The organism is Desulfosporomusa polytropa, assembly GCF_055380075.1.
On record NZ_AP042400.1, the window covers coordinates 338,218 to 364,720 of the forward strand.

A 26,503-nucleotide genomic window follows, 5' to 3' on the forward strand; every position below is an offset into this window, starting at 1 on the left:
GTTATATCAATGTTCATGCTGATGATGGGCATCGGGGAAGTGGTTATGTTCATGCTCCAATTCCGAGTGTTGGTGCTTATGACTGTGACTTATTCCAGTAGCTGGAGTATCATGTTCGTGCTGATGATGTTCGTCATGCATGTGTTTATGTTCATGTTCTATCTCTGCGTGCGTGTGCTCGTGTGCGTGGTGCTCTGTTAAGTGAAGCCAGATGCCTAGTGCCATCAGCGCCCCTGCTAGCACCAGCGGCAGCGTCAATGGTTCTCCAAATGCCAGCGCAATTACAGCCCCAATGAACGGGCCAACAGAGAAGTAAGCTCCCGTGCGAGCGGTGCCAAGGCATCGAAGGCCAACTACGAACAAGGCTAAACTCACGCCATAAGACAGAAAGCCCACCATCATCGCTCCAAGCAGATTAGGTAATGGCGGCAAAGATGCGCCGAGCATAAAGGCCAGGGCTAGATTGACAGAACCTGCAATCAGACCTTTAATTGAGGCAATCCACGTGGTATCCGACAGCGACACTTTCCGTGTGAAATTATTGTCAATGCCCCATGCCAAACACGCCCCCAACAGTGCCAGAGATGGCCACAAACCAGCAAAGCTAGCATCTCCTTGCCAACTCAAGACTACTGCACCGGCTACGATGGCGATCATGCCAAGAGCAATGCGTCGATCGAAATTTTCCTTGAAGGCGAACCATGCCAACAATGCAGTAAATACTCCCTCAGCATTTAACAATAGAGATGCTCCAGATGCAGGTGTCTTAGTTAGGCCAAACATCAACAAGACTGGGGCGACAATGCCACCCGCTATAATCGCACCAGCAAACCACAACGCCTCATTGCGTGGCAGTTTCACGGCAGGGGCTTTGTTCAAACGACGATATAGGGTTAGGCCAATGCCGGAGCCAAGGTATAGCAGCCCCGCCAGTAACCATGGGCTAACGGTACTTAGCAATAGCTTCGCCAAAGGTGTCCCTGCGCCGAATAAGAAAGCAGATGTAAGCGCCGCTAATACACCAGAATTCGCGTAGCAAGATTGTTTCATCATAGAATTTTCCATTTATAAATAGCTTCTCCTTTAAGCGGGATTGTAGATGATTTCTGGAATAATTACCCCGTTCAATATTGGCATTATATCACTTCTATCTTTAGGTAATATTATAACACTTCGCACAATACATTGGACAGGAGTTCGGTGTCAATGCCGGCCGTACCTAATGAATATCTTTGAAACAAGTAAGATGTGGCAGCGCTCTGTATTGGTATAACATCTTTCATATCCTGCAAATGTTCTTCGGGGTGGTTTGTTTGCATATGTTTATATGGAGGCATACTAAATGTAACTTACTAAAGGTCTAGTGTAATATCCTTGGTCCATTTGGTAACAAATAGAGTATCAAGCTCTTATTCAGCAAGAAAGAAGGATAAACTGAGTGTACCTAATTTTAATTTTTAGAGTATGTCTACTCCTTTCATTTTTGATAGCTGCCTTAAAACTGGGGGAGTGGAAAAATTGGCAAAGATATTACCCGACAGTCTTGTTTGTAATCGTTGCAAATCAATTTGCAAGTTATTTATCCTATCATCATAGTCTCTGGTACTACAATCCTGATATTTTTGTAAAGACCTCAACAACAGTCGAGTTGCTCAATAGTTTTGTCATGTTACCAGCAGCTACTTTTGTCTATCTTTCAAGATTTCCGACCAGTAATAAGCTTAATCAATGCGGCTATATAGTATTATGGGTTTGCATTTTTGGAAGTCTAGAATTTATTGATCACTATATAGTTAAGGGTATTTCTTATGATAACGGATGGTCATACTTTGCCTCGTTAACTATTGATTTTGCTATATTTATAAACATATATTTACACTATTTGAAGCCGTTATGGGGTTGGGGGGCTAATCTAGTAGTGGCTTTTTTAGTCTTTATATTATTTAATTTCATCGGTGGTGAGTTTAAGTAACTAAATTTGAAGCATAAAAAAATGAACCCGCCTAGTAAGCAGGTTCATCGTACTATATACCAGGTTAGATTCAAATCCCCAGTATGAAAGATATTAATATATAGCAAACTAGAGCCGCTATGGCAAAGCAAATTCCGATAATAACTGGAGTAGCACGATATAGAAAGGACATTGTATCTAGGGATTTTTCAATGGTGTTAAGAAAAGAAGACCTCATTTGAATTCCCCCCCAATATATACTTGTACTATTATTTTAACAAAAATGTGTTTCTATGCATACACATTTTTCCTTCTAAGTTCAACTTATCCAGACGTTAATCTTTGTACTTAACAAACACCACATAGTAAGCAATAGCACAAGAAATGATGGTCGTTATTAATGCAGGCAGCCAAGTAACTAGATTAGCCGCTACGCTAATAATTCCAATAATAGCAAAGGAAATAACTATCCCCCAGCGGGATGAATTACGCCGCTCAGCTATAATTTCATGGCGTTTTTTTACATAGAGCGATAGGTAAAGAATCAAGATGGTGATTACAAGGCCGTAATAAATATACTCGTAAAAAGATAAATGATGCATTAACTTAAATCCTCCTTAGTGGCCTATCTTCGTTGTATAAAGTATGGGTATTCGAATTATTAGATTTCAATTCACTGCATTAACGATATATAATATCTCTATTAATTCGTCTGTAGTTTTCATTACCCTCTTTTACTATAGAGTGTATTTAAAAATAATATGTAGTCAATATTGACAAAATTATCAGAATAATATATAATGACATTAATAAATGCGAGGTTGCATAAATGCACCTCGCATATTTTTATTTTTAAGGAAGGTGCGTAGCATGGAAAACGCCAATAAAATTGACTTTGATATGACCGAAAAAGAATTTCAAGATATGCTGGACGAACTGTCTAATAGTATCGTTGAGATTGAAAAAATAGACGATGCGACAAATAGCAAATACCCAATGTGTGCCTAAGACTTAATATTATATGTATACTGCAAATGAATAGCCTAAAACGAACTGGAAGTTAATTTAAATTTCTGTTCGTTTTAGGATTCATTATATTGGGAACCATAACTATATTAGCTTGTATTAGACTACTGGCGCAGTAAATCGATCCTTTCGAAGAGGTTGCGCGCTTGCTGGCCAAGGCGTTTGCTGTAGATTTCACGCAGAGGAAGGGCTTTGGCGGCGAAATCTTCGGGATGGTCAATTTCATTGATTTGCATGCTTTTTTCTTTTAGATGTGTAAGAAGTTCGACTTCTTCTCTGGCGACCAGATCGCGTTCGTAAGTCTGGGCTTCCTGGGCCGCTTCCATGATGAGCTGCTGCTGGTCTGGCGATAGTTTTCGCCAGGTTTTTTCGCTGATCAGGAGTACCTGGATAAATAGCTGATGATTGGTGAGGGAAAGGAATTTTTGTACTTCATAAAACTTATTGTGAAAGACCAGGGAAATAGGATTCTCTTGCCCCTCTGCTACACCTTGCTGTAAGGCAGTGTATACTTCGCCAAAAGGCAAAGGGGTTGGTGTGGCGCCAAGGGCTTTGAAGCCTTCAATGCTGGCTTCGCTTTGGGGAACCCGGAGACGCAGCCCTTTAAGATCGGCGGGCGTGCGGATGGGTCGGCGATTATTGGTGATTTGGCGGGAACCTGCATCAAAGTAACATAAAACACGAAGCCCTTCTGCCTGGAGTTTTTGGTCGATCTCTTGACCGATCGGTCCGTCGAAGACGCGCATTTCATGGGCTTTGTCCTGATAGAGGTAAGGCAAATCAAAAATGCCCATAAGCGGTTCATATCCGCTTAAAAATCCAACAGAAGAGGTACCCATGTCAACGGTGCCCATGCGCATGCTTTCATTGCGGTCACGCATGGCTCCAAGTTTGGCATTTTCATAAACCTGGATTTCTACAGTGTCTTTTGATTTTTCTTTTACTAGTTCAGCCAGTTTTTGCGCGCCCCTGCTTTCAGGTGTATCTGGCGCAGTATCTGTTCCTAAGCGCAATACTGTTTTTCCGGTGGCAGCTCCGCCTGCCTGGTTGGTGTTTGTACAGCCGCCAAGGAAAGAGAGAAAGAGAAGTAGGAGCAGACAAAGGGTCCATGTTTTTTTCTTTAACATTTTAGGGCCTCCTTTGTATCGCTTTGGCTACTTGTTATCATCGCAGGAATTGCGGGTAGAGTGAGCCTGAAGGAATTCTATGGCATTCTGCTTGGGCAGCGGACGGCTGAAGAAATACCCTTGTACCAGATCGCAGCCGCAGACGCGTAGATACTCCAGTTGCTCCTGGAACTCCACTCCTTCGGCAACGACATTCATTTGCAGGCTTTGGGCGAAGTGGATTAGAGAGTCAACCAGAATGTTGTCTTCGCCGGGAATGTTATCAATAAAGGATTTGTCAATTTTTAATGTTTCCACAGGGAAGAGGCGTAAATGGGTCAGGGAGGAATAGCCGGTGCCAAAATCATCCAAGGCTAGGCTGACTCCTAGGTCTTTGAGCTTATGCAGTTTGGCGCAGCTTTCATCTAGGGAGGTTAACAGGGCACTTTCGGTAATTTCCAGTTCTAGTTGACTTGGATCAATTAGTGTGGTGTCGAGAAGCTGTCTGACCATGCTGACAAAATGCTCGTCAGCCAATTGCTTAGGAGATAGATTTACAGCGATACGTATATCGGCATAGCCTAAATTAGAGAGCGTCTGGATGAACTGGCAGGCTTGGGACAAAATCCACTGGCCAATAGGGATAATCAGCTGACTTTGTTCGGCGAGAGGAATAAAACGTCCTGGAGGCACAGAACCATGTTCGTTGCTATGCCAGCGAAGCAGTGCTTCAAAGGCAACAAGGCGGTTGTCTTTGAGAGAAAGCAGCGGCTGATAGACAAGGGACAGCTCGTTATTCTCCAATGCGCGCCGGAGGCTGTTGGTCAACAACATTTTTTCTTGGGCGTCGCGCAGCATCGCCGGATCGAAGAAGCGCCAGCAGTTGCGGCCGGCTTCTTTGGCAGCGTACATGGCATTGTCCGCTTTTTTTATTAGTTCTTCTACCGTGGTACCATCATGGGGATAGGAAGCAATGCCGATACTGCCGGAAATGCGTACAGTGGTTGCGGCAAGGGGATAGTCTTGGCAGAGGTTTTTTACTAAATGATCGGCAATTTGTGCAAGCTCTTGCACATCTCTGTATTGCGGTAAAAGTACGATGAATTCATCGCCTCCTAGCCGGGCGATGAACGCGTTGGAGCCGGCCATTGTTTGGACGAGCTTTTCTCCGGCGGCGATGATGATGGTATCGCCAGCAAAGTGTCCAAAATTGTCATTGATACTTTTGAGGTCATCTAAGTCGACGAAAAATAAGGTGCCGCTTCGTAGGGTGGAATCGACTTGCTGCATTTCTTCTTCCAGGCGGGTCATCAGGCTGGCGCGATTGGCCAGTCCGGTCAAGGTATCCTTAAAAGCAATGCGGCTGATTTCCTCATGGAGCTCTTTGTGTTGTACCAACTCCAGTTGTAAATCTTCCTGCAGTTTTGCAGATTGAAAGGCTAGAGCGGCTAGAGCGGCGTATTGATGCAGCATTTCTAGTTCATCTGGCTCCATAGAGTGGATAGAATTCTGCCAGGTCAAAGACAAACAGCCGATAATTGTTTCATTTGGCTTTAAGGGAACCATAATGGCGGTTTTGGGGTTTTGCCAGCACATGTCATGGAGGCGGTCGGGAAAAGATTGATAGTCTTCGATATACTGCAGACGGCCTGTTGCTAGCATTAAAGGGCAAAGACCGCCGGTAGTTGGCAGGAACTGGCCAAGAAGCGGTATATGAGACCCACGGACATAGCGTACCTGCATGCGGCCGTCTTCCAGATATGCAATATGACCGTCAGCAGCATCGACTAATTGCAGCGTGCTATCCAGCATGGTCTGCATTTGTATGTCCAAAGCAGCCGTATTATCGGTAAGGAGCTGCACCATGGCGCGATGCTGCCGTTCTCGCAGCCGCAGTGTTCCTTCTGTGGTTTGACGAACCTGTATTTCCTCTTGCATTTGTTCATTGCTGTGATGCAACTCATCTGTGACTGCAATCAGTTCCTCATTCATAGCGAGCAGTTCTTCGTTGGCCGCAGTCAATTCGAATTCGGCACGGCGTCTTTCGGTTACTTCCACCTGAAGAGCTGTATTAGTATCATGTAATTGCTGTGTTCTTTGGTCAACTGCCCGGCTTTGCTGCAGCAGCAGTACTGCAAGACTAGTGAAAATCAGGAAGGAAAGAAGAATGTGAATGATCGCGGCAGTGCGTAAAGGCGCCAAGGCCAGTGTTTTGTTCTGAACTGTTAGGATGGCCCACGAAGCAGCATAACCAGGGATGCGGATGGGGGCATAACTGCAGACAATGGTATTTCCTTCGATGTCCTGGTATTCGGTATTGCCTTGAGCTCCACTCAGAGCTTGGGCGGAAGCTTGCATAAGTCCTTGGGGCAGTGTGATGGGCCGATACTCCAGCTGGTAGTCAGCATTATTTAAGAGTACTTTTCCGGTAACATCGCGGGCTACAAGCGCTTTTTGACCGGTTATGTAATTGTAATGTTCCTTGATTTGCTGAGACTCTGGATGAACAACGACGTTGCCGGTTTCATCGAGAATATAAGTGTAACGTTCGTCACCACGGTAATACCAGCCAACCCGTTCCTGAATCTCATCTACACGCAGCAGGGCGGCCATGACGGCGACTAAGGTATCTTCCTGCATAACTGGGAAGAAGAGACCAATAACGGTAGAGGGGATTTGTACATCACTGCTGAAAGAGTAAAAGGAAGGACTGACGAAAGGCTGCTGTTCCTGGAGCAACTGGCGAAACCACCAACGGTCCGGGCGAGAGGCAGGGATGCCGCGTACGCGGCCAGTTTGCATGCCGTCAGATGCTCGCTGGATGATGAGGTTTTCAAAAAAACCATGTTGTGAAAACCGATTTAGGATAAACTGCTGTTGTTCCGCAACATTCATGTTTTTTATTTCCTGCGATTGGGACATTTCTGAGCCGACGCGATAAGCCATTTCCAGGAAGGAAGAAATGCTCAAAGCAACTGTTTCAGAATAAGCCTGGTTTTCTTCGGTGAGGCGTTTATAATATGATGTGGACAGAAGATAGTAATTAACCGTATTAAAGATCAGGAAGGCCAACAAGCCTAGAAAGATAACACGGATGGAAAAGCGCATACTTTTGCGTTGCGACACGGCGCACCTCCTGGTCGTCCTTGAGCGCATTAATAACAAATAAGTTTAGTAGTGTAACAATTCTGCTTATTGGTAGGTGAATCCTTTTTTGAGTGAAAAATTTAGGAGGTGAAAACGAAACAGGGAGGATTTTGCGCAAAAGTATGGAATATTATAGCAGTTCCTATACATATTTGGATATTTAATGGTAAAAACATCCAGTTAATAAAGAATAAGATCCTAGTATTTAATGTTGCAGGTGATAACAGGTGGAAATAATGACAGAGGGGTGTTATTGATGAAAAAAACGATAGTGATGGTATGCTTCTTTTTCAGTGTATTAGTTATTTCAGCAGCGTTTGCCAATCCGAGGATAGATAGGGATACGCTTTATCAAGGCTCGACAATTGAGGCGCTGTTGGCAGGAAATTATGATGGTGTGGCATCTGTTGAAAAGATAAAGTCGCAGGGTAATTTGGGGTTGGGGACGTTTGCTGGACTTGACGGGGAAATGATTATATTAGATGGAAAAGTCTATAAGGCAGCGAAAAATGGCAAGGTAACTGTTGAAGCTGGTAATGTGCAAAGTCCCTTTTATGCGGTTACATTTTTTGATGCCGACATAACAAAAAAAATTGAAGCTTCTGAGATGAAACTTGATTCACTGAAAGCGGAACTTGATCAACTGCGTACACGCAATGATTTGCCGTATGCGATTATCATTGAAGGAAAATTTCAATCCATCAAAGTGCGTAGCGTTGGTCCCTATGAACCTCCATTTCCGCTGCTTTCCGAAGCGATAAAGGAACAGAGTGTATTTGAGTATTCCCAGATATCTGGGAAATTAGTGGGCTTTTGGTTACCGGCCTATATGGGTAATACCAATGCTGCTGGTTATCATTTGCACTTTCTTTCGGACGACTGCCAAAAAGGTGGTCATGTCCTTGATCTAGTTATAACCGATGCTGATATTAGACTTGATGAAACTCCAAACTTTCATATTGAATTTTCGCCATATCTAACCAAGCCATTGGAAAAGCCAGATAGTTACAAGTCGTAGTTTACAATAAAAAAGGATTGGATGTAGTCATATTTGACCCCTGCCGGTTTGGCGGGGGTTTTAAAATTGTAATAAGGTAAAGAATATAGGTGGAGGTGATAAAAATGCCTACACTAAAAACGGGGCCTGATAAATTTGGAATTGAGCATGAAATCAAAAATGAAAAAGGAAATAAGCCAATGTCTGATGAAGAAGTGCGCAAAAAAGCAGAACATTTTACGAATAAAAGTGGTTTGCAATAATTGTAAAATGTTCTGTAGCAAATGGTGTCAATGTGAATTTGAGAAATTTTTACTTTATTTTAAGTTTATGCCGATACCAATCAAACGGCATAGTCTGGCGGTTGCGGCTTCAACAAGCAGTGCTGCAGAGTTCACGCATTCTTCGAGTGACATGGGATGGGGAACAATGCTCATTACTCCGTCGATACCATGGTCTAGCACTTGTTCGTGATCTTTGCCAAGACCGCCTGACAGGCAAACTGTGGGAACAGCAAACTGTTTGGCAATTTTGGCTACGCCGACAGGAGCCTTGCCAAATGCTGTCTGAAAATCCGTGTTGCCCTCGCCGGTAATGACGAGACAGGCTTCTTTAACAATATCGGCAAAGTCGGTAGTTTCCAAGATGATTTCTACTCCTGGTCTAAGCTGGGCATTTGTAAAGAATAATAGACCGGCGCCTAAGCCGCCCGCAGCACCGGCACCTGGCAATTCAGCTACGTCCTTGCCGGTTGCTGTTTTGGCGACAACGGCAAATTGTTTGAGTGCCGCGTCCAATTCGGCTACTATTGCTGGAGTAGCCCCTTTTTGTGGCCCATATACTGCTGAAGCTCCCTGCGGGCCGCATAACGGATTGTCAACGTCACAGGCTACTAAAACAGAAGCCGCTTGTAATCTGGTATCCACGCCTGATAGGTCGATACTGGCCAGTTTTGCTAGAGCTGCTCCGCCATAAGGCAGTTCGTTGTCTGACGCATCATAGAATTTGGCTCCCAAGGCCTGCGCCATGCCAACCCCACCATCATTGGTTGCGCTGCCGCCAATGCCAATAATAAGGTTCAGGATACCCTGATCAAGAGCGGCTTTCATAAGCTGACCTGTACCAAAAGTGGTTGCTAGCCTGGGGTTACGTTTCCCTTTGGGTATAAGCGGAAGGCCGGAAGCAGCAGCCATTTCAATAACAGCAGTCTTGCCGTCGCCTAATAGGCCCCAATACGCTTTGTGCGGCTCGCCTAAGGGTCCTACTACCTCCTGGTGGATGATACGACCATTTGTGGCTGTTACCAAGGCTTCGACCGTTCCTTCGCCACCGTCGGCAATAGGTACCTTGACTACTGTGGCATGGGGAAAAACCGAGAGTATCCCCTTTTCCATAGCAGCAGCAACAGCTACCGCTGATAGGCTGCCTTTGTAAGAGTCTGGTGCTACAACAATACGCATAACGATTTCCCCCTAAAAGTAAACATTCTTACCTCCAGTTTACTAGTAATTGTTGGATTTTTCAATTAGCGGAAATCACTAACAAACAGCTGCATGTTAGCTTGAAAAATAGTAAAATTGCACAATAATATAAAGGGATTTTGCTATTAATAGACGTAACTATGTATAATATAAACAAATACTTTGCTTGGAGGTACTATGATTATTACGGCAGCATTAGCCCAGCATATTGTTGATAATATCGTACCATTGGTTCAGCAAAATATAAATATTATGGATAGTTCGGGGTTAATTATTGGGTCAGGGCAACAGAATCGCCTTAATACCTATCACCAGGGGGCCATCAAGGCGATAACAAGTGGACAGATGGTTGAAATCTTTCCTGAGGAGCTGGAGCGTTTTCCAGGTGCGCAGCCGGGACTCAATTGGCCGATTGTGCTTGGTAAACAAGTGGTTGGTGTAGTGGGGATATCAGGACATCCTGATAGTGTTCGCAATACGGCAAAATTGGTAAAAATGGTAACAGAATTGATTTTGGAGAGGGAAAATCTTATTGAAGAGTTCAAGGCCAACCTGCAGCTACGAGCGCAATTTATCCAGTTGCTGCTTACCGGGAATTATCAGGAAAATGCAGCACAGCTTGAAAAAACAGCTAAATTGCTAAGCTTTAATCTGAACGCACCACGTCTTGTCGCGGTTGTCCATGTAGGCGCAATTTTGCAGGCGGCTGTCAGTCAATACGGAGCGTATGACCTGGTAGCTTCTAGAACCAGGGAAACTCTTACCCAATTGCTCGTATCGTCTCCTCTTATAGAGCACACAGACCTATTCATTTTTATGGAAGACGAGTTAGTTATCTTAAAGCACTTTCCATTAGGGACAGCTACTGCTGAATTTCGTCAATGGGGCTTAGAGGTACTCCAACTGCTTGGTCACGAGCAAGAGCACAAGGCTTTATGTCTGGGGCTAGGTAGTTTGACTATTTTGCCAGCTGAGCTGCGGCAATCCTATAGAGAAGCACTATTTTCCCAAGTGAACCATACTGGTAGTAATACAATCGTTGCTTCTATTTATGATTTTGATACACTGATTTTTTTTCTGGTCAAGGAACAAGGGGCACTACACACCTGTTTAGCTTTACAAAGATTAAAAGAAACAATACATAAGCTGGACTTTAAATATGACATGAAAAATACTGTAAATACACTCCTGGATACTAATCTTAACGTATCTAGTACGGCCAAAGCTTTATTTATTCATCGTAATACTTTGGTCTTTCGTTTGGGAAAGTTAAAGGAATTGACAGGACTGTGTCCGGATCAATCGCTGAATCATGCTATGCTGTGTAGAATAGTGTTTAGCGGTTAAATAATGAAGCAAAGATGATTTGTAGCACGGTACTTACAAATCATCTTTTTTTTGCGTGGCAATAATCCACTATTTCAGCACAAAAAAACACATAGGAAATAGGTAAGGTTTGGTCAAAGAGTATAAGTTAATTAATTTGTCCAGAGGAGATGATTTTTATGTGGCTTGGTAAAGTAGTTGGAACTGTTGTTGCGCCTACAAAGAATGATACACTTATTGGGAGTAAACTCTTGATTGTGCAACCGCTAAATCTCGATGGTATGAATACAATTAGTCTCCAGGTTGCGGTTGATACTGTTGGTGCGGGGAATGGTGAAACAGTGTTAGTACTGACAGGCAGCTCGGCTCGTCGCATCATGAAAAATGAGGATAGTGCGGTAGATGCCGCAATTGTTGGTATTGTTGAAAATATTGAAACAGAGGGAATTTCCAAGGCTCAATACTGGGTGCAAAAGGGGTAACTACATATTATGTTAACAATATATCGAAGCACAGATGACGGCTTGCAGGTAATTCCCGCCGAGTCTTCGTTGCTTGCGGGAACCTGGATAAAGGCAGTAAACCTATCTGCAGAGGAAATCGCCCAACTATCGCTAACGGCTAAAGTACCAGAAAAATTTTTTCGATTTGCTTTTGAGGAAGATAGCTGCCCGCGAATTATAGTAGGAGATCGTTGTATTCTTATTATTATTAATGTGCCGATAGCCCGTAGTTCTGAGCAATACGACACGATTCCTCTCAGTATTATATTAACTCCAGAGTTGACTATTACGGTAAGCAAGGAATTAACCCAAATAATTCCTGAAAGCGGAGGGACGGAATTCGACACAAGGAAACGGAGTCGATTCTTTTTTCAAATTCTTTATCAAGCAGGTACAATTTTTTTGCGGCATATTCAACGTATTCGTTTACGGACAGACGAAATAGAGGTTTTTCTGCGCAAGTCAACAAATAATAAAGAAGTTTTTAAATTGCTCAACCTGGAAAAAGCGTTAACATATTTTACTGCCGCTTTGAGGGCTAATATTATGGTCCTGGAAAGTATTCTCCGGTTGAGGTCTAATCCGCAGTTAAGGCATCTATTGCCGATGCATGAGGAAGATGAAGATATTGTAGAAAACGTCATCATCGAGAACAAGCGGGCACTTCAATTAGTACAGACCTATAGTGATATTTTAAGTAGTATGATGGACGCATTTTCGTCCGTAATTTCAAATAACTTAAACTATATTATGAAATTTTTAGCTGCAGTGACGATCTTGCTATCGATTCCGACGATGATATCAAGTTTTTGGAGCATGAGTCTGGTAGTCCCGATGCAAGGAACAGAAGTAGGGTTTTGGACGGTTGTTATGGTATCTATTTTGGCAAGCAGTCTGGCGGGGGTAGTTTTACGGAAAAAAGGGATGCTCTGACAGGTGTACACCACCTACCTGCAAAAATCTTTAACACGTTGTATATAGATTGGCGCAAGGCTTGCAAAATGGCGTCAGTCGGTTCCAAATTTGATAATAGTAGGGAATACATATAGAAGCCCTAGCTAACGCTAGGGCTTCTATATGTATTCTTTGTTTTGGTTCTTGTTTGGAAAATTCCGTCATGATATAATCAGTTGTATAGTTATGGTGATATTATGTTACTAAACGCTATAGTATTTGCAGATAGCAACATTCAAAAGGGGAGAAAGCATATGTCTGACAATTACAGTATTGCTAGATATTCTATTGACCAGCTTCGTCTTGGTATGGAACTTGGAGAAACAGCACTTTCCCCAGATGGAAAAGTGTTGCTGCATGCTGGCACAATACTAACAGAAAAGCATATTGAAAGGCTTATTTACTATGGAATTGAGGGCGTTCGCGTTCGGGAAATTCAGTCAAGTGTTGGAATGGATTCTTCTGACCAACTGATGCTGGATAACGCTGAACAGGAAGAAGTCATTGTTAGCTACGAATACTGCGAATCAGATATGTCGACGGTTGTATCAGAACAGGAAAGTGAGTTCACAAGTATTTATGGCAACGCGGTAAAAGATTTAAAAAAATGTTTCACACTTGTTCGACTAGAAAAGCATTTGGATTGTGATCTGCTATATTCTATCGTCGATTCTTTACTCAACCTTTCCACGCAGGGGATCGGTGCGACTGCTTTGTTGCATACCGCGCTCCGTTCAGAAGATTATTTATTCCATCATTCTATAAATGTTGGTATTTTAGCAAATATTATCGGAAGTTTAACTGGGGTCTTTACGCCAAGTCAACAGAGAAACTTGGTTTTAGCTGGAATTCTGCACGATATTGGTAAGCTAGAGATACCTGTTCATGTTTTATATAAGAAGGGCAGTTTGGATGAAGAAGAATTACATCTGGTGCGTCAGCATCCAGCCATTGCCTTTAAATTTTTCCGTCACTTCAAAGAGATTCCAGAAAGTGTCCGATTGGGTGTTCTCCAGCATCATGAACGTGATGACGGTTCCGGTTATCCGCTACATACTGCGAGTGCTAAGAATCACCCGATTGCCAAAGTGCTTGGTATAGCTGATGTTTATGATGCAATGACCTCAAAAAAAGTGTATGGAAAAGAAGTGTCGCCATTTGCAGCAATTGATACTATCCAAGCGGATTCTTTTTCGGGAAAATTTCCCGCTAAATTCAGTACACCTTTTCTTCATGAGTTGTGTCAAACACTTATTGGTCGGTATGTAACGTTAAACGATGGTCGTACCGGACAGCTTGTGTTTTGGAATCGTAGTGGGAAAGAAACTTGTTTGATTAGGTTTGCTGATGGTCAAGTACTTGATATTAGCAATCAAAATAAATTGAAGGTTACTAAGTTGGTTTGCTGAATACAATAGTAACAGCAAGAAAGTTGTTATTAGTTTACATCTAGATATATTTCTCCGATTGGTTGTACTGCTGCTTGCGCGGCTGTGCAATCGGCAAGCAGTTGCAGCAATTTGTCTTCGCTGCCCTTACGAGCTAGGGCGATAATTTTGACGATATGGCTAAATTCTTTATTTTCAATAGGATAATGATTAAGCCGCAATTGGTTTTCTACTGTTCCCAGCAAATGATAGTTAATTTCGATGGCTAATCGGGTATGCAGTTGTTTTTCGATAATGATGGCGGCATCAAGACCATCGACGGCTGCCTTGGTGTAGGCGCGAATGAGACCGCCGGTGCCTAACTTGATGCCACCAAAGTATCGAGTGACTACAATAACAGCATTTTTGACATCAGACTTGTTAATTACTTCCAATATCGGTCTGCCAGCTGTTCCGCCAGGTTCACCGTCATCATCGGCTTTTTGCGTTTGACCATGCTGACCGATGACGTAAGCCGAGCAATTGTGGTTGGCCTCTTTATGACGTTTCTTTATATCTTGGATAAAGGTAAGGGCTGCTGCTTCTGTTTCGGCAGGGCTGGCATAGGCGATGAACAGAGATTTATTAATTTCTATTTTGATCTCACTGATTTGCTTTATTGTGCGATAAGCAGACACCATAAATACACCTCATACTTTCCACAGTTGGTGGATTAACTCTATAAAATACTATAAAGGTACAGAAGAATTTTAGCAATGCGAGATCAAAATTAAAAGCACGATTTGTCGTGAACGCGGACAAATCGTGCTTTTGATTTAGTGTTTGACGTTATGGTACTAATTCTGCTTTAGATACGCGTTGCCAAACCTTCCATGACTAAGTTATTTAGTATACTCAAAAAAACCTTTTCCTGTTTTACGGCCTAAATAACCGGCTTCAACCATTTTCTTAAGAAGCGGACAAGGACGGTATTTAGGGTCACCATATTCCTTAAACAGTACTTCCATAATGTAGAGGACGGTATCATTGCCAATAAGGTCGGAAAGGGCAAGTGGCCCAATAGGATGGTTAAATCCAAGTTTTGCTACAGTATCGATATCTTCTGCACTAGCAACTCCTTCTGCTAAGGTGAAGATAGCTTCATTTATCATAGGAATCATGATGCGGTTGCCTACAAAACCAGGTGCATCAGATACTTTTACAGGACTTTTCCCTAATTTTAAAGCGAGTTCTTTTACACTATTGAAGGAGTCTTCACTTGTTGCCAGCCCGTTAATTATCTCAACAAGTTTCATAACAGGAGCGGGATTAAAGAAATGCATGCCGATAACTTGGTCCGGACGTTTGGTGAAGGCACCTATCGCAGTGATGGACAAGGAAGAGGAATTGGTTGCTAGAATAGTATGTGCCGGAGTTAATTCATCTAATTGTTCAAAGATACTCTTTTTGATAGTCATGTTTTCGACAGCAGCTTCAATTACCAAGTCAACATTACATACTGTAGAATTAAGCTCAACTGCGCCTGAGATGCGCCCCATAATGGCATCTCTATCGGTAGTAGTCAATTTGCCTTTTTCAACTGCTCTGTCCAAATTTTTGGCAATGCCTTTTATACCTTTTTGGACAAACTCATCTTTAATATCACGAATTATTACGCTTAAGCCGCTTTGTGCCATAACTTGGGCAATGCCGCTGCCCATTTGGCCGGCTCCAATTAGTAAGATTTTTTTTATATCCATCTAAAACCCTCCTGATAAAGTTTTTACGACGTTTATTTGTATCTTTCTACGATTGTGGCAATACCCATACCGCCGCCAATGCAGAGTGTAGCTAATCCACGACGAGCGTTTCTTTGTTCCATTGCATGTAAAAGGGTTACGAGAATACGAGCGCCGCTTGCACCTATTGGATGTCCCAACGCAATTGCACCGCCGTTGATATTTACTTTTTCTTTTGGCAACTTGAGCTCTCTGCCGGCAGCAATAAACTGGGCTGCAAAAGCTTCGTTTGCTTCGAAAAGATCAATGTCATTGACTGACAGGCCGGCCTGTGTAAGGGCTTTAATGGATGCAGGAATAGGGCCAATTCCCATTATGCTCGGGTCGACGCCGGCGGTGGCACAGGAGATAATACGTGCTAAAGGTTTGATGCCTAGTGCTTTGGCTTTGTCTTCGGACATAAGAACAAGGGCTGCGGCACCATCATTGATTCCAGAAGCATTTCCAGCAGTGACAGTACCATCTTTTTTGAATGCAGGTTTTAGTTTTCCTAGACCTTCAAGGGTAGTGTTGGCTCTCGGAAACTCATCCACATCAAAGAGTACGTCTCCCTTTTTATTGGGGATAGTGACAGGACAAATTTCATTTTTAAAAGCTCCTGATTGTATGGCTGCGATTGCTTTGGTTTGTGATTCGTAGGCAACTTGATCTTGATCCTCGCGGGTAATTCCATATTTTTCTGCAACATTTTCAGCAGTAATACCCATGTGATAGTCATTAAACGCATCCCATAGGCCATCGTTTATCATGACGTCGGTTATTGCACCGTTACCCATGCGATATCCCCAGCGAGCCTTATTTAAAACAAAGGGTGCATTACTCATGCTTTCAGTACCGCCGGCTACGACAATGTCAGCGGCTCCGCTGTTAATAGTTTGAGCAGCTAAAGCCACAGTTTTCATACCTGATCCGCAGACCAGATTTACCGTGTAGGCCGGAACCTCAACAGGTATCCCGGCACCCACTGCACATTGGCGGGCTGGGTTTTGCCCTAAACCAGCCTGCAGAACATTTCCGAAAACAACCTCGTCGACAGAAGATTTCTCTATACCAGCGCGGTTCACTGCTTCGCTTATAATTGTAGAGCCTAGTTTAATTGCTGACATTGGAGCCAAAGTACCGTTAAAACTGCCAAGAGCTGTCCGAACTGCACTTGCGATTACAATAGTAGTCATAAATTTAGTATCACCTCTATGATTTAGTTGGTTAATTAATTTTTAAATTCATTGGTTCATCACGGAAAATACGCTCGTCCATGAGTTTGAGGTTGGGAGAGATAATTGGTTTAAAATCCATATAAGCAAGCACATCTTTTTCTAAATCTATGCCAGGTGCTATTTCCGTAAGTACCATGCCTTCCGGTTGGAGTTCAAGAACAGCTCTCTCCGTGATGTACTTGACTGATTGTTTGGTTTTTCTGGCATAATCGCCGCTGAAAGTAATTTGTTCTACCTTCTCTAAGAACTTCTTTGCTCTACCTTCGTTTACTATAGAAAGCTTACCGTTGCCAACCTGAATTTTTAGCCCACCGGCAGTAAAGGTTCCGCAGAAAACTACTTTTTTAGAGTTTTGGGTGATATTTATAAACCCACCACAGCCGGCAACTCGGCCTTTGAATTTGCTCACATTGATATTACCCTGTTTATCGGTTTCGGCAAGACCAAGAAATGCGATATCAAGTCCGCCACCATCATAAAAATCAAATTGATAGGGTTGATCGAGAATTGCCTCGGCATTGGCAGCTGCACCAAATTCTAATCCGCCAGCTGGAACGCCGCCTATGGGACCGGATTCGACTGTTAAGGTCATAGTATTGCCAATACCTTCCTCGGCTGCAACCATGGAAACCCCTTCAGGTATCCCAATTCCTAAATTTACTTTGGCATCAGGAATTAATTCCATTGCTGCTCTGCGGGCGATGATTTTACGTTCGGTAAGTGCCAGCGCAGATATCGATGATAATGGTATACGGGTTTCGCCAGAGTAAGCGGGGTTATATTGTTGGGCAAAAGTCTGCATATGTTCATCAGAACTGGCGACAACAATGTAGTCTACACTAATAGAAGGCACTTTTACCATCATCGGATGTATAGTTCCGTTGGTTACGATTCTTTCAACCTGGGCAATTACTATACCGCCGTTGCTTTTTACTGCCTGGGCAATTGATAAGGATTCAGGGGAAACGGCTTCGCGTTCGATAGAAATATTGCCTTTTTCATCAGCACTTGTCCCGCGTATTAATGCAACGTTAACAGGTAAGGGTTTATACCATAACCATTCTTCACCGCCTAATTGAATGACTTCAACTAGATCTTCTGTGGTTATGCTGCTGATCTTGCCACCCTCAATGCGAGGATCGACAAAGGTATCTAGACCAACTTTAGTAATAACACCAGGCTTTCGACCGGCCATTTCTCTAAACCAATGAATTAGTGTTCCTTGTGGAAAGTTGTAGGCCTCAATTTTGTTTTCAACGACTAACTGGCCTAACTTCGGAGCTAAGTTCCAATGGCCGCCAATTGCTCGTTTTAGAAGACCTTCATGGGCTAAATGGTTTAAGCCTCTATCCTTACCATCACCTTGTCCGGCACAAAAGATTAATCCAAGATTGCGTGGGGCTTGTTCAGTGAGAAACCGTTTTTCAAGGGCGGCTGTTAAGGCTTCGGGATGTCCACTGCCGACAAAGCCGGTTGTGGCAATCGTATCTCCATCTTTTATGAGTTTTACAGCTTCATCGGCTGTGAGTATTTTAGCCAAGTTAATCACTCCTCTTAATTGCAGTTCTTTTTCCAACTGGCACTTAAAGCTAATGCAAAAAATGTGCCAAGTGACAATAAGAGTGACTTAAATTGGATATATAATAGCTGGAATACATATAATCATAAAAGAAGGCATAAAAAAGCAGTCGAAGTTGCGCAATTTTTTGCGCAACTTCGACTGCTTTTTGCTCATTTGCCTATTCTAAATAATCTGATATACCTATTAGTAGCATAAAAAAGATGGAATGAGCAAATAAAATAAGAACAATACGAGCGATATTCACTAATTTCTGATAAGATAATAACTGAATCGACAATATATTTAGTCTATTGATGGCATGGTTCTTGCTTCTATTTAATTAAGGTTATATGTACGATTATAGTAGGAGGTTTTGGGATGATTCCTAAAAGTCTAAGGAGTTGGCTTTTAATATTAGTCATTATCGTAGCTGGATTGCCGGTTCTTTTGTCTGGTTATTATATTGCTAAAACTGTGACGCAAGGTATGATGGCGGAGAAGCAACAGAAGTTGTTCGGTGCGGCAAAAATGCTAGATTATTACTTAGTAGGTACGTATGATGACATTTTGCAAAAAAATCACGTTGAAAACGCTGACAAGGCTACTAAGATTAAAATACTCAATCAGGAGTTACGGTCGTATACGAACGACATAGCGCGGGCCTACCCAGGAATTGGGGTGGGTTATTATTGTCGAGAACTAGATGCGATTATTACGTATGGTCCAAGTGATATATATGATAGTAAAGTGGGTCTGCCTATTAGTAATAATCATGAAGGTCGGATGGTCATGACAACCGGTATACCTCGGGTACAGGAGGGCGATTTGATTCGAGGGGAAATCATGAATGCGATGCAACCAGTTATACGCAACAATAATATTATCGGTTACGTCTGGGCAAATGAGCTGACAGTTAATGTTGAAGCACAAGTTAAGGATATAATAAAGCATATTTATTGGGCGATCGCGGGTAGTGTAATTGTGGGCATTACTGGCATAATATTTTTATTGAATCAGCTGATGAAAGATATTAATTCTATTAAAAGCGGCCTAATAAGAATTAAAGAAAACCTGTCTTATCGAATATTTCCTCCCAATGGTGAAATTGGTGAGATTGCCACTGCTATAAATGACATGGCTCATGGTTTGGAGGAAAGGAAAATACTGGAAGAGAAGGTGCAGAGAACTGATCGTCTTGCGGTAATAGGTGAGATGGCTGCAGGTCTGGCTCACGAAATTCGGAACCCATTAATGGCTATCAAAGGGTTTACGCAATTGCAGAATGAAGATATAACTCTTGTTGAGAGGCAAGAATACATAGATATAATCATACATGAAGTAGATCGGATGAACCATCTCATTGAAGAATTGTTAGGATTTTCTCGACCAATTCTGGATTTTGTGACCCGTATAAATGTGAACGATGTCTTACAAAACACATTAGTGTTAGCTGAAATAAGAGCCAATGGTACAGATGTGTTATTTAAAAAAGAGTTAGGGTCGGATTTACCAGAGGTTATGGCAAACGAAGAGCAGCTAAGACAGGTATTTTTGAATGTGCTAATAAACGCGATTCAGGCAATGGATAGGAAGGGGAATATTATCATTTCTTCTTGCTATGAGGAGCTTGCTGGCAGGGTTCGCATAAGTTTCACTGATACAGGACCAGGAATTGAACCGGAAGATATCAAAAAACTATTTGATCCCTTCTTCACCACGAAGGCTAATGGAACTGGTCTTGGTCTATCGGTTGCCAATCATTTAATGCTAAGTTGGAACGGCGTTATTTTAGTTGAATCAAAAGTTGATCACGGAAGTACATTTACTCTGATTTTTCCAGCAGTAAAGGGGTGAGGATAATGACAGAAACGCAGGGTCACAATTCTGTATTAGTAGTGGACGATAAGCTTACTGTACGCCGCTTGATTTTCGAGGTTGCGACCAAAGCCGGGTATCAAGCTTATCTGGCGGAAAACGGTTTGAAAGCGTTGGAGTTGACAAGGACCAACAAGCCCTCAGTCATTATAATGGATATAAAAATGCCCGGAATGGATGGACTAGAAGCTTTTAAGATAATACATCAAGAGTATCCTGAAATACCGATCATACTCATGACTGCCTATGGAACGATTGATACGGCTATTGAAGCGATGAAGATGGGTGCCTTTGACTATCTGGTTAAACCATCAAATGTAGACGAAATTCGCAATGTGTTAGCTCGAGCACTACAAATGCGATGTATGAGAGATGAGGAACTGGCTTTAAAAGGTGAACGTAAAAATCAATATCAACTTAACAATATTATTGGTAAAAGCGCCTCAATGCAGAATGTTTATAAAATAGTAGGTCGTGTTGCACAGACAAATGCAACTGTTCTTATAACCGGAGAGAGTGGTAGTGGGAAAGAACTGATTGCCAAGACAATTCACACTAACAGTGTTCAACGGGATGGACCATTTATCAAGGTTAATTGCGGGGCATTGCCAGAAGGCCTAGTCGAAAGCGAATTGTTCGGCTATGAAAAAGGAGCTTTTACCGGAGCAACGGCTAGGAAACTGGGGCGGTTTGAACTTGCTAACAAAGGAACTATTTTTCTGGATGAAATAGGAGAGTTACCATCCCTCATGCAGGTGAAACTACTGCGCGTTTTACAAGAAAGGGAATTTGATAGAGTCGGAGGTACCGAGACAATTAAGGTGGACGTAAGGATTATCGCCGCTACAAACCGTAATTTGGAGGAGTCGGTTCGTAAAGGAGAGTTTCGCGACGATCTTTATTATCGTTTAAAAGTTGTGCCAATTCATGTGCCTGCTCTACGGCAACGTGCAGAGGATATTCCTTTGTTCGTTGACCATTTTATCCGACAATTTGCTTTCGAAGCTCATTTGGAAGTGCCGCTGATTACATCTGAAGCAATGAATCTGCTTTGTCAATATTCTTGGCCAGGGAATGTAAGGGAATTGGCTAATGTACTGGAACGTGCTGTTATATTGTCACAAGGAATTGTTGATGTTCCCGATCTTCCTGGACTATTGCCTTCGAATGAGCAATCTGTTGTTTCTGTTTCTGAAACAAATACCCTAAAAGATAGTATGCGACGAGTAGAAAAGCAAATTATAGCCAATATGCTGAAGCAACATAACGGAAACAAGGTGAAAACGGCTCAGGCACTTGATATAAGCCGCCGTGCCCTTCTCTATAAAATAGTAGAGCATGGTTTAAGTAAGAAATCTCAAGCAGAAACTCAAGAAGGTGAGTAATAAGGCTCGACTGTGAAAAGAATGAACACTACGTTGAACTGATCTCGATTCACAGAAAAATAAGAGATAATACCTGGAGATTTATCCTGGGTATTATCTCTTATTTGTGTTTTGGGGGTATTTGATCAGGTATTAATAGTATGCAAAAAAGTAGTCACTTGCGCAATATTTTGCGCAATAACTACTTAAAAGAGAGAACGTAATTTGAAAGAAGTTTGTATAATATGCTGAAAAATGCGATGTTTACAACAAATTAAAGTATTCGATTTGTTTGGCACACTACTTGCAATTAATAAGAATAGAGCTTGATCCATGCCATATCGTTGAGGAGGTGCAACTTTTAGTACATGTGAAATCCCATGTTGTTATGATGACGGCAAGATCGAGTGGTATATTGACAAATAAAATATTGGAGGAGATGAGGATTATGATCAAAACTATTTCACGTTTTCTTACCTTAATGGTACAGCGTTATTTGCCTGACCCACTTGTTTTTGCAATATTCCTAACGATAATAGTATTTGTCTTAGGTATTGCCATAACGCCGAGTGGTCCGTTGGCAATGGTAAAAATGTGGGGCGATGGCTTTTGGAACTTACTAGCGTTTTCTATGCAGATGGCAATGGTGCTAGTAACCGGACATGCATTAGCGAGTTCACCACTGCTGCGTAGAGGCATGAGAAACCTTGCTAAAGTTGCTAAAACTCCGGCTCAAGGCGTAATGCTGGTAGCATTCATGTCGGCGGTGTGCAGTGCACTTAACTGGGGCTTTGGGTTGGTTGTTGGTGCGTTATTTGCTCGTGAGGTAGCTCGCAGAGTAGCTGGGTCTGACTACCGCCTGCTGATTGCTAGTGCTTATATCGGATTCATTACTTGGCATGGTGGTATATCTGGTTCGGTACCGCTTGTTGCTGCAACCAAGGGCAATCCAATGGAAGCAACGGTTGGACTTATCCCTATTAGTCAAACCTTATTTACACCGTACAATATTTTTATTACTGTTGCTCTTATCGTCGTTGTTCCTTTCCTGTGTAAGTCGATGCTGCCAAAACCTGAGGAAGTAATTGCTGTAGATCCCAGCTTGTTGGCAGAAGAGCCGCCCACTTCGAAAGTTGTTGGTCCCAACGCTACTTGGGCTGAAAAAGTTGAGGAAAGTACGTTCTTGGCTATGTTGGTTGGTGCGTTTGGATGTATTTATCTAGCAATGTATTTTGCTAAGAATGGATTTAATATTAACGTTAATACAGTAAATCTGATTTTCTTCACAGCGGGTATCATGCTGCATAAAACACCAATGTCCTATATGCGGGCAGTTATTAATGCCGCCCGTGGTACTGCAGGTATTTTGGTTCAGTTTCCCCTGTATGCAGCCATTCAAGTAATGATGGAGCATTCCGGTCTAGGCGGAATTATTACCAACTGGTTTGTCAATATATCTACAAAAGATACTTTCGCGGTTCTTGCGTTCTTTAGTTCAGGTTTAGTTAACTTAGCGGTTCCGTCCGGCGGTGGTCACTGGGTTGTTCAAGGACCGTTTGTTATGCCGGCTGCTCAAGCCCTTGGAACTGATCTGGGTAAGGCTGCTATGGCGATTGCTTATGGTGAAGAATGGATGAACATGGCTCAACCGTTCTGGGCTCTACCCGCACTGGCTATTGCTGGATTAGGCGTACGTGACATCATGGGCTATTGCGTTACTGCTCTAATCTGGACTTTGCCAATCTTCCTCATTGGATTATATTTCTTATAAATATAAAGATAGGAACGTTTTGCGATCTCTAATATTTGAACATTTTTTAATCTGGTTAATAATAGCCAGATTAAAAAATGTTGTATATTGGCATGAATTTTGCATTAAAAGGTTACAAAGGATAGACATACTAGACAATTAGGAGGGGAATTAGATGAAAGTCGAAACCATTAAAAATATCTGCAATCTGGGAACTGGGACTATGGGCTTTGGCACTGCAGTTATGTTTGCTATGGCTGGCTATAATGTGAAAATGTATGGCCGTTCTGATAAGAGTATTACCAGGGGATTGGACGGGGTGAAAGCCGCTCTTGCAATATATCAAGAGAATGGTCTTGTTAAGGAAAAGGATATTCCAGCAATTATTGGACGGATTAAAGGTGTTACTACATTGGAGGAAGCAGCAGGCGATGCTGATTTTGTTATTGAATCCATCGCAGAGGAAATACAAATTAAGCAAGAAGTTTTTGCGAAACTAGATAAAATATGCCCGGCCCATACTATTTTTGCTACTAATACATCTGGACTAAGCCCGACAAAGATTGCCGAAGCAATTGGCCGTAAGGATAAATTTGTTGTTGCACACTTCTGGAATCCCCCACATATAGTTCCTCTAGTGGAAGTGGTGCCTGGCAAGTATACTGCGCAAGAAACCGTAGACACAACGTGGAAATTAATGGAGAAAATCGGGAAAAAGCCAGTAGCCCTGAACCGTGAGGCCTTAGGCTTTATTGGAAATCGTCTACAACTTGCCCTGTTGCGTGAAGCCTTGTATATAGTGGAGTCCGGTATTGCCAGTAAAGAAGCGGTTGATACCACTGTGAAATATAGTTTGGGACGGCGCTTATCCACAACTGGCCCCCTTGAAAGCACTGATCTAGGAGGTCTCGATATATTCTATAATATCTCTAGTTACCTACTGGAAGATTTATGTAATGAGACAAAGATATCGCCACTACTCAAAGCAGCTGTGGATAAAGGTATGCTAGGGGCCAAAACAGGAGAAGGCTTATATAGGTGGACTCCCGAGGCACTAGCCAAGATTAAGAAAACAAGAGAAAAAATCTTACTAGAATGGCTTCTTAAAGATAAAGAGATGGACTTTTAATGTAAATTCTCATGGTTAATAAGAATTTTAATACATTCTAGAGTCTGCAGTTCAACCGTTTTAAGGTGAGGACTGCAGACTAAAGAATCAAGTTATTTCAAAGTGTCGGACGGTCAAAGGAAGGTGCAATAAAAAGTATGGGCTTAAAAATCACAAAAGATCAAGCATTAGAACTTGTTAAACAGTATGAGCAAGTCATGGAAATTATCAATAAATATAATAAGCAAAAAGAACAGTTGTTATCGATTTTATTGGATATTCAATGCGCCTCCGGCGAAAATTATGTAGCCGAAGAATGGGCTGAAGTGGTAGCTCGTGAGTTAGAATTACCAATAAGCAAAGTCCATGATGTATTAACTTTCTACGCTATGTTTAGTATTGAACCACAAGGAAAGTATGTTATTGAAATTTGTAAGAGTACGCCCTGCCATGTAACAAAAGCGGATGCAATTGTTAAAATGTTTGAGGATGTATTAGGTATTGGCCTCGGCCAGACTACACCAGACAACCTCTTCACGTTGATGCACACTAATTGCGTTGGCGCTTGCGACATTGGCCCGGTAGCCAAAATTGGCGAAGAGGTCTATGGTAACCTGACAGCAGCCAAGGTAGCTGAAATTGTTAATAGTTACCGGGGGGTGTCCTCATGTCAAAAATAAAGAAACTAGTTTCGACTAATTGTGGCGTAATTAGTCCTGATTCTGTTGAAGAATATGTGAAAGCAGGCGGCTTCCAAGGTCTCAAAAAAGCGTTTACTATGAAACCGGAAGAAATCATTGGTGAAGTTAAGAAAGCTAAGCTGTTAGGTCGCGGCGGTGCTGCCTATCCGGCTGGTTCTAAATGGGAACAACTCTTGGAAATTCCTGAGTTTCCTAAATATATTGTAATTAATGCTGACGAAGGCGAACCTGGTACATTTAAAGATAAAATTCTGTTAGGCCAAGACCCGCTCAGAGTAATTGAAGGCATGGCCATTGCTGGTTATGTATTTAACTCCCATGACGGCTACATTTATATCCGGGGTGAGTATCGAGCCATTCAAAAGGTGTTCCAAAGCGCCATTGATAATGCTGTAAAAGCAGGCTATCTTGGCAAAAATATTCAGGGCACCAATTTTGAATTCAATATTCATATTATGACCGGTGCTGGTGCTTATGTATGCGGTGAAAATTCAGCTCTTTTGAATTCGATTGAAGGCAAAGCTGGTCGTCCTCGTATTAAACCACCTCATTTAGCAGAAGTTGGCTTGTTCTTACTGCCAACATTAGTTAACAATGTTGAGACCATTGCGACCATTCCAACCATTGTTTTAGAGGGCGGCGAAAAGTATCTAAGCTATGGCACTAACGATAGCGGCGGTACTAAGCTAATTTGTTTGTCTGGTAATGTGGTTAACCGTGGCGTATATGAAATTCCCTTTGGTGTAAGCCTGAAAGATTGCATATATGACCCTGAACTGGGCGGCGGTATTCCTAATGGCAAGAAGCTTAAATTCTACCATTTAGGCGGGCAGTCTGGGCCTATTGGCAATGAAGCACAGCTGGACACGCCGTATTGCTACAAAACGCTTAGAAACGCTGGTTTGACCGTTGGCTCAGGCGCAGTAGTAGTTATGGACGAAGATGTCTGTGTGATTGATTACCTAAAAGGTGTAACTGAGTTCTTTATCCATGAATCCTGCGGTAAATGCACTCCCTGCCGGGAAGGCAACAAGCAGATCTATGCCATATTGTGCAAACTTTCAACAGGCGAAGCCACCCAGGACGATATGGTTGTCCTTAAGCGCCTGATTAGTACTATGACCAATGCTTCTTTCTGCGGTCTGGGACAATCGGCGGCAGTGGCATTAAATACCTGCTGGAAACTCTTCAAAGATGAATTTGCAGATCACCTGAACAAAAAATGTCCGGCGAAAGTCTGCTTTACTGAACAGGAAAGAGGTGAGTAGTG

At 42.4% G+C, this 26,503-nt stretch carries 23 protein-coding genes; 14 read left to right on the top strand and 9 right to left on the bottom strand.

Going from position 1 to position 26,503, the window contains the following annotated elements; genetic code table 11:
- Positions 1-6 precede the first annotated feature (6 nt).
- Positions 7-1,065 (bottom strand): DMT family transporter, encoded by a 1,059-nt coding sequence (locus tag ACZ449_RS03210; RefSeq protein ID WP_464259624.1) that lies wholly within the window; start codon positions 1,063-1,065, stop codon positions 7-9.
- A gap of 373 nt (positions 1,066-1,438) precedes the next feature.
- On the opposite strand from ACZ449_RS03210, the gene ACZ449_RS03215 reads away from it, so the two are divergent.
- Positions 1,439-1,972, top strand: coding sequence for a CBO0543 family protein (locus tag ACZ449_RS03215; RefSeq protein ID WP_464259625.1), 534 nt, complete (start codon positions 1,439-1,441; stop codon positions 1,970-1,972).
- 314 nt (positions 1,973-2,286) lie between these two features.
- Here the strand turns inward: ACZ449_RS03215 and ACZ449_RS03220 are convergent, their stop codons facing one another.
- On the bottom strand, positions 2,287-2,553 hold the full coding sequence (locus ACZ449_RS03220) for a hypothetical protein (protein ID WP_464259626.1): 267 nt from the start codon (positions 2,551-2,553) through the stop codon (positions 2,287-2,289).
- 268 nt (positions 2,554-2,821) lie between these two features.
- On the opposite strand from ACZ449_RS03220, the gene ACZ449_RS03225 reads away from it, so the two are divergent.
- Entirely contained in the window at positions 2,822-2,959 is a 138-nt protein-coding gene (locus ACZ449_RS03225; RefSeq protein WP_464259627.1) for a hypothetical protein, read from the top strand.
- A gap of 122 nt (positions 2,960-3,081) precedes the next feature.
- On the opposite strand, the gene ACZ449_RS03230 is transcribed toward ACZ449_RS03225, so the two are convergent.
- Together ACZ449_RS03230 and ACZ449_RS03235 are read right to left on the bottom strand one after the other, a co-directional pair.
- Positions 3,082-4,104, bottom strand: a complete 1,023-nt coding sequence (locus tag ACZ449_RS03230; RefSeq protein ID WP_464259628.1) for a TRAP transporter substrate-binding protein — start codon at positions 4,102-4,104, stop codon at positions 3,082-3,084.
- A gap of 27 nt (positions 4,105-4,131) precedes the next feature.
- Positions 4,132-7,209, bottom strand: a complete 3,078-nt coding sequence (locus ACZ449_RS03235; protein ID WP_464259629.1) for a bifunctional diguanylate cyclase/phosphodiesterase — start codon at positions 7,207-7,209, stop codon at positions 4,132-4,134.
- Positions 7,210-7,486: 277 nt separating this feature from the next.
- Between ACZ449_RS03235 and budA the strand changes: the two genes are divergently transcribed.
- Together budA and ACZ449_RS03245 are read left to right on the top strand one after the other, a co-directional pair.
- Positions 7,487-8,248, top strand: a complete 762-nt coding sequence (gene budA / locus ACZ449_RS03240; protein WP_464259630.1) for an acetolactate decarboxylase — start codon at positions 7,487-7,489, stop codon at positions 8,246-8,248.
- A gap of 104 nt (positions 8,249-8,352) precedes the next feature.
- Positions 8,353-8,490 carry a hypothetical protein gene (locus ACZ449_RS03245; protein ID WP_464259631.1) on the top strand — a complete coding sequence of 46 codons (138 nt, stop codon included), beginning with the start codon at positions 8,353-8,355 and terminating at the stop codon, positions 8,488-8,490.
- 54 nt (positions 8,491-8,544) lie between these two features.
- Here the strand turns inward: ACZ449_RS03245 and ACZ449_RS03250 are convergent, their stop codons facing one another.
- A complete protein-coding gene (locus ACZ449_RS03250) occupies positions 8,545-9,687 on the bottom strand; it encodes a glycerate kinase (protein WP_464259632.1) in 1,143 nt (380 codons plus the stop codon).
- Between the two features lie 198 nt (positions 9,688-9,885).
- Between ACZ449_RS03250 and ACZ449_RS03255 the strand changes: the two genes are divergently transcribed.
- The 4 genes from ACZ449_RS03255 to ACZ449_RS03270 all read left to right on the top strand — a co-directional run bounded on the left by ACZ449_RS03255 (position 9,886) and on the right by ACZ449_RS03270 (position 13,900).
- On the top strand, positions 9,886-11,055 hold the full coding sequence (locus tag ACZ449_RS03255) for a CdaR family transcriptional regulator (RefSeq protein ID WP_464259633.1): 1,170 nt from the start codon (positions 9,886-9,888) through the stop codon (positions 11,053-11,055).
- A gap of 158 nt (positions 11,056-11,213) precedes the next feature.
- Positions 11,214-11,516 carry a EutN/CcmL family microcompartment protein gene (locus ACZ449_RS03260; RefSeq protein ID WP_094605010.1) on the top strand — a complete coding sequence of 101 codons (303 nt, stop codon included), beginning with the start codon at positions 11,214-11,216 and terminating at the stop codon, positions 11,514-11,516.
- A 9-nt stretch (positions 11,517-11,525) separates the two neighbouring features.
- Positions 11,526-12,470, top strand: a complete 945-nt coding sequence (locus ACZ449_RS03265) for a magnesium transporter CorA family protein (protein ID WP_464259634.1) — start codon at positions 11,526-11,528, stop codon at positions 12,468-12,470.
- Between the two features lie 275 nt (positions 12,471-12,745).
- The gene (locus ACZ449_RS03270; RefSeq protein WP_464259635.1) at positions 12,746-13,900 is read left to right on the top strand and encodes an HD-GYP domain-containing protein; all 1,155 of its coding nucleotides are present in this window, start codon (positions 12,746-12,748) and stop codon (positions 13,898-13,900) included.
- Between the two features lie 29 nt (positions 13,901-13,929).
- Here ACZ449_RS03270 and ACZ449_RS03275 read toward each other — a convergent pair whose 3' ends face one another.
- The 4 genes from ACZ449_RS03275 to ACZ449_RS03290 form a co-directional block, all read right to left on the bottom strand.
- Positions 13,930-14,559 carry a YigZ family protein gene (locus ACZ449_RS03275; RefSeq protein WP_464259636.1) on the bottom strand — a complete coding sequence of 210 codons (630 nt, stop codon included), beginning with the start codon at positions 14,557-14,559 and terminating at the stop codon, positions 13,930-13,932.
- 201 nt (positions 14,560-14,760) lie between these two features.
- A complete protein-coding gene (locus tag ACZ449_RS03280; protein ID WP_464259637.1) occupies positions 14,761-15,618 on the bottom strand; it encodes a 3-hydroxybutyryl-CoA dehydrogenase in 858 nt (285 codons plus the stop codon).
- Positions 15,619-15,650: 32 nt separating this feature from the next.
- A complete protein-coding gene (locus ACZ449_RS03285) occupies positions 15,651-16,832 on the bottom strand; it encodes an acetyl-CoA C-acetyltransferase (RefSeq protein ID WP_464259638.1) in 1,182 nt (393 codons plus the stop codon).
- A gap of 31 nt (positions 16,833-16,863) precedes the next feature.
- Positions 16,864-18,414, bottom strand: a complete 1,551-nt coding sequence (locus tag ACZ449_RS03290) for an acyl CoA:acetate/3-ketoacid CoA transferase (protein WP_464259639.1) — start codon at positions 18,412-18,414, stop codon at positions 16,864-16,866.
- Positions 18,415-18,813: 399 nt separating this feature from the next.
- Here ACZ449_RS03290 and ACZ449_RS03295 point away from each other — a divergent pair, with 399 nt between their 5' ends.
- The 6 genes from ACZ449_RS03295 (at position 18,814) to ACZ449_RS03320 (ending at position 26,501) form a co-directional block, all read left to right on the top strand.
- Positions 18,814-20,289: an ATP-binding protein gene (locus ACZ449_RS03295; RefSeq protein WP_464259640.1), complete on the top strand. Its 1,476-nt coding sequence runs from the start codon at positions 18,814-18,816 to the stop codon at positions 20,287-20,289.
- A 5-nt stretch (positions 20,290-20,294) separates the two neighbouring features.
- Positions 20,295-21,695: a sigma-54-dependent transcriptional regulator gene (locus ACZ449_RS03300; protein WP_464259641.1), complete on the top strand. Its 1,401-nt coding sequence runs from the start codon at positions 20,295-20,297 to the stop codon at positions 21,693-21,695.
- Between the two features lie 427 nt (positions 21,696-22,122).
- The gene (locus tag ACZ449_RS03305) at positions 22,123-23,445 is read left to right on the top strand and encodes a TIGR00366 family protein (protein WP_464259642.1); all 1,323 of its coding nucleotides are present in this window, start codon (positions 22,123-22,125) and stop codon (positions 23,443-23,445) included.
- A gap of 154 nt (positions 23,446-23,599) precedes the next feature.
- A complete protein-coding gene (locus ACZ449_RS03310) occupies positions 23,600-24,553 on the top strand; it encodes a 3-hydroxyacyl-CoA dehydrogenase family protein (protein WP_464259643.1) in 954 nt (317 codons plus the stop codon).
- Between the two features lie 137 nt (positions 24,554-24,690).
- A complete protein-coding gene (locus ACZ449_RS03315) occupies positions 24,691-25,212 on the top strand; it encodes an NADH-quinone oxidoreductase subunit NuoE family protein (RefSeq protein WP_464259644.1) in 522 nt (173 codons plus the stop codon).
- The gene (locus tag ACZ449_RS03320; protein ID WP_464259645.1) at positions 25,200-26,501 is read left to right on the top strand and encodes a complex I 51 kDa subunit family protein; all 1,302 of its coding nucleotides are present in this window, start codon (positions 25,200-25,202) and stop codon (positions 26,499-26,501) included. Before ACZ449_RS03315 ends, ACZ449_RS03320 begins: the two co-directional genes overlap by 13 nt.
- Positions 26,502-26,503: the final 2 nt, after the last annotated feature.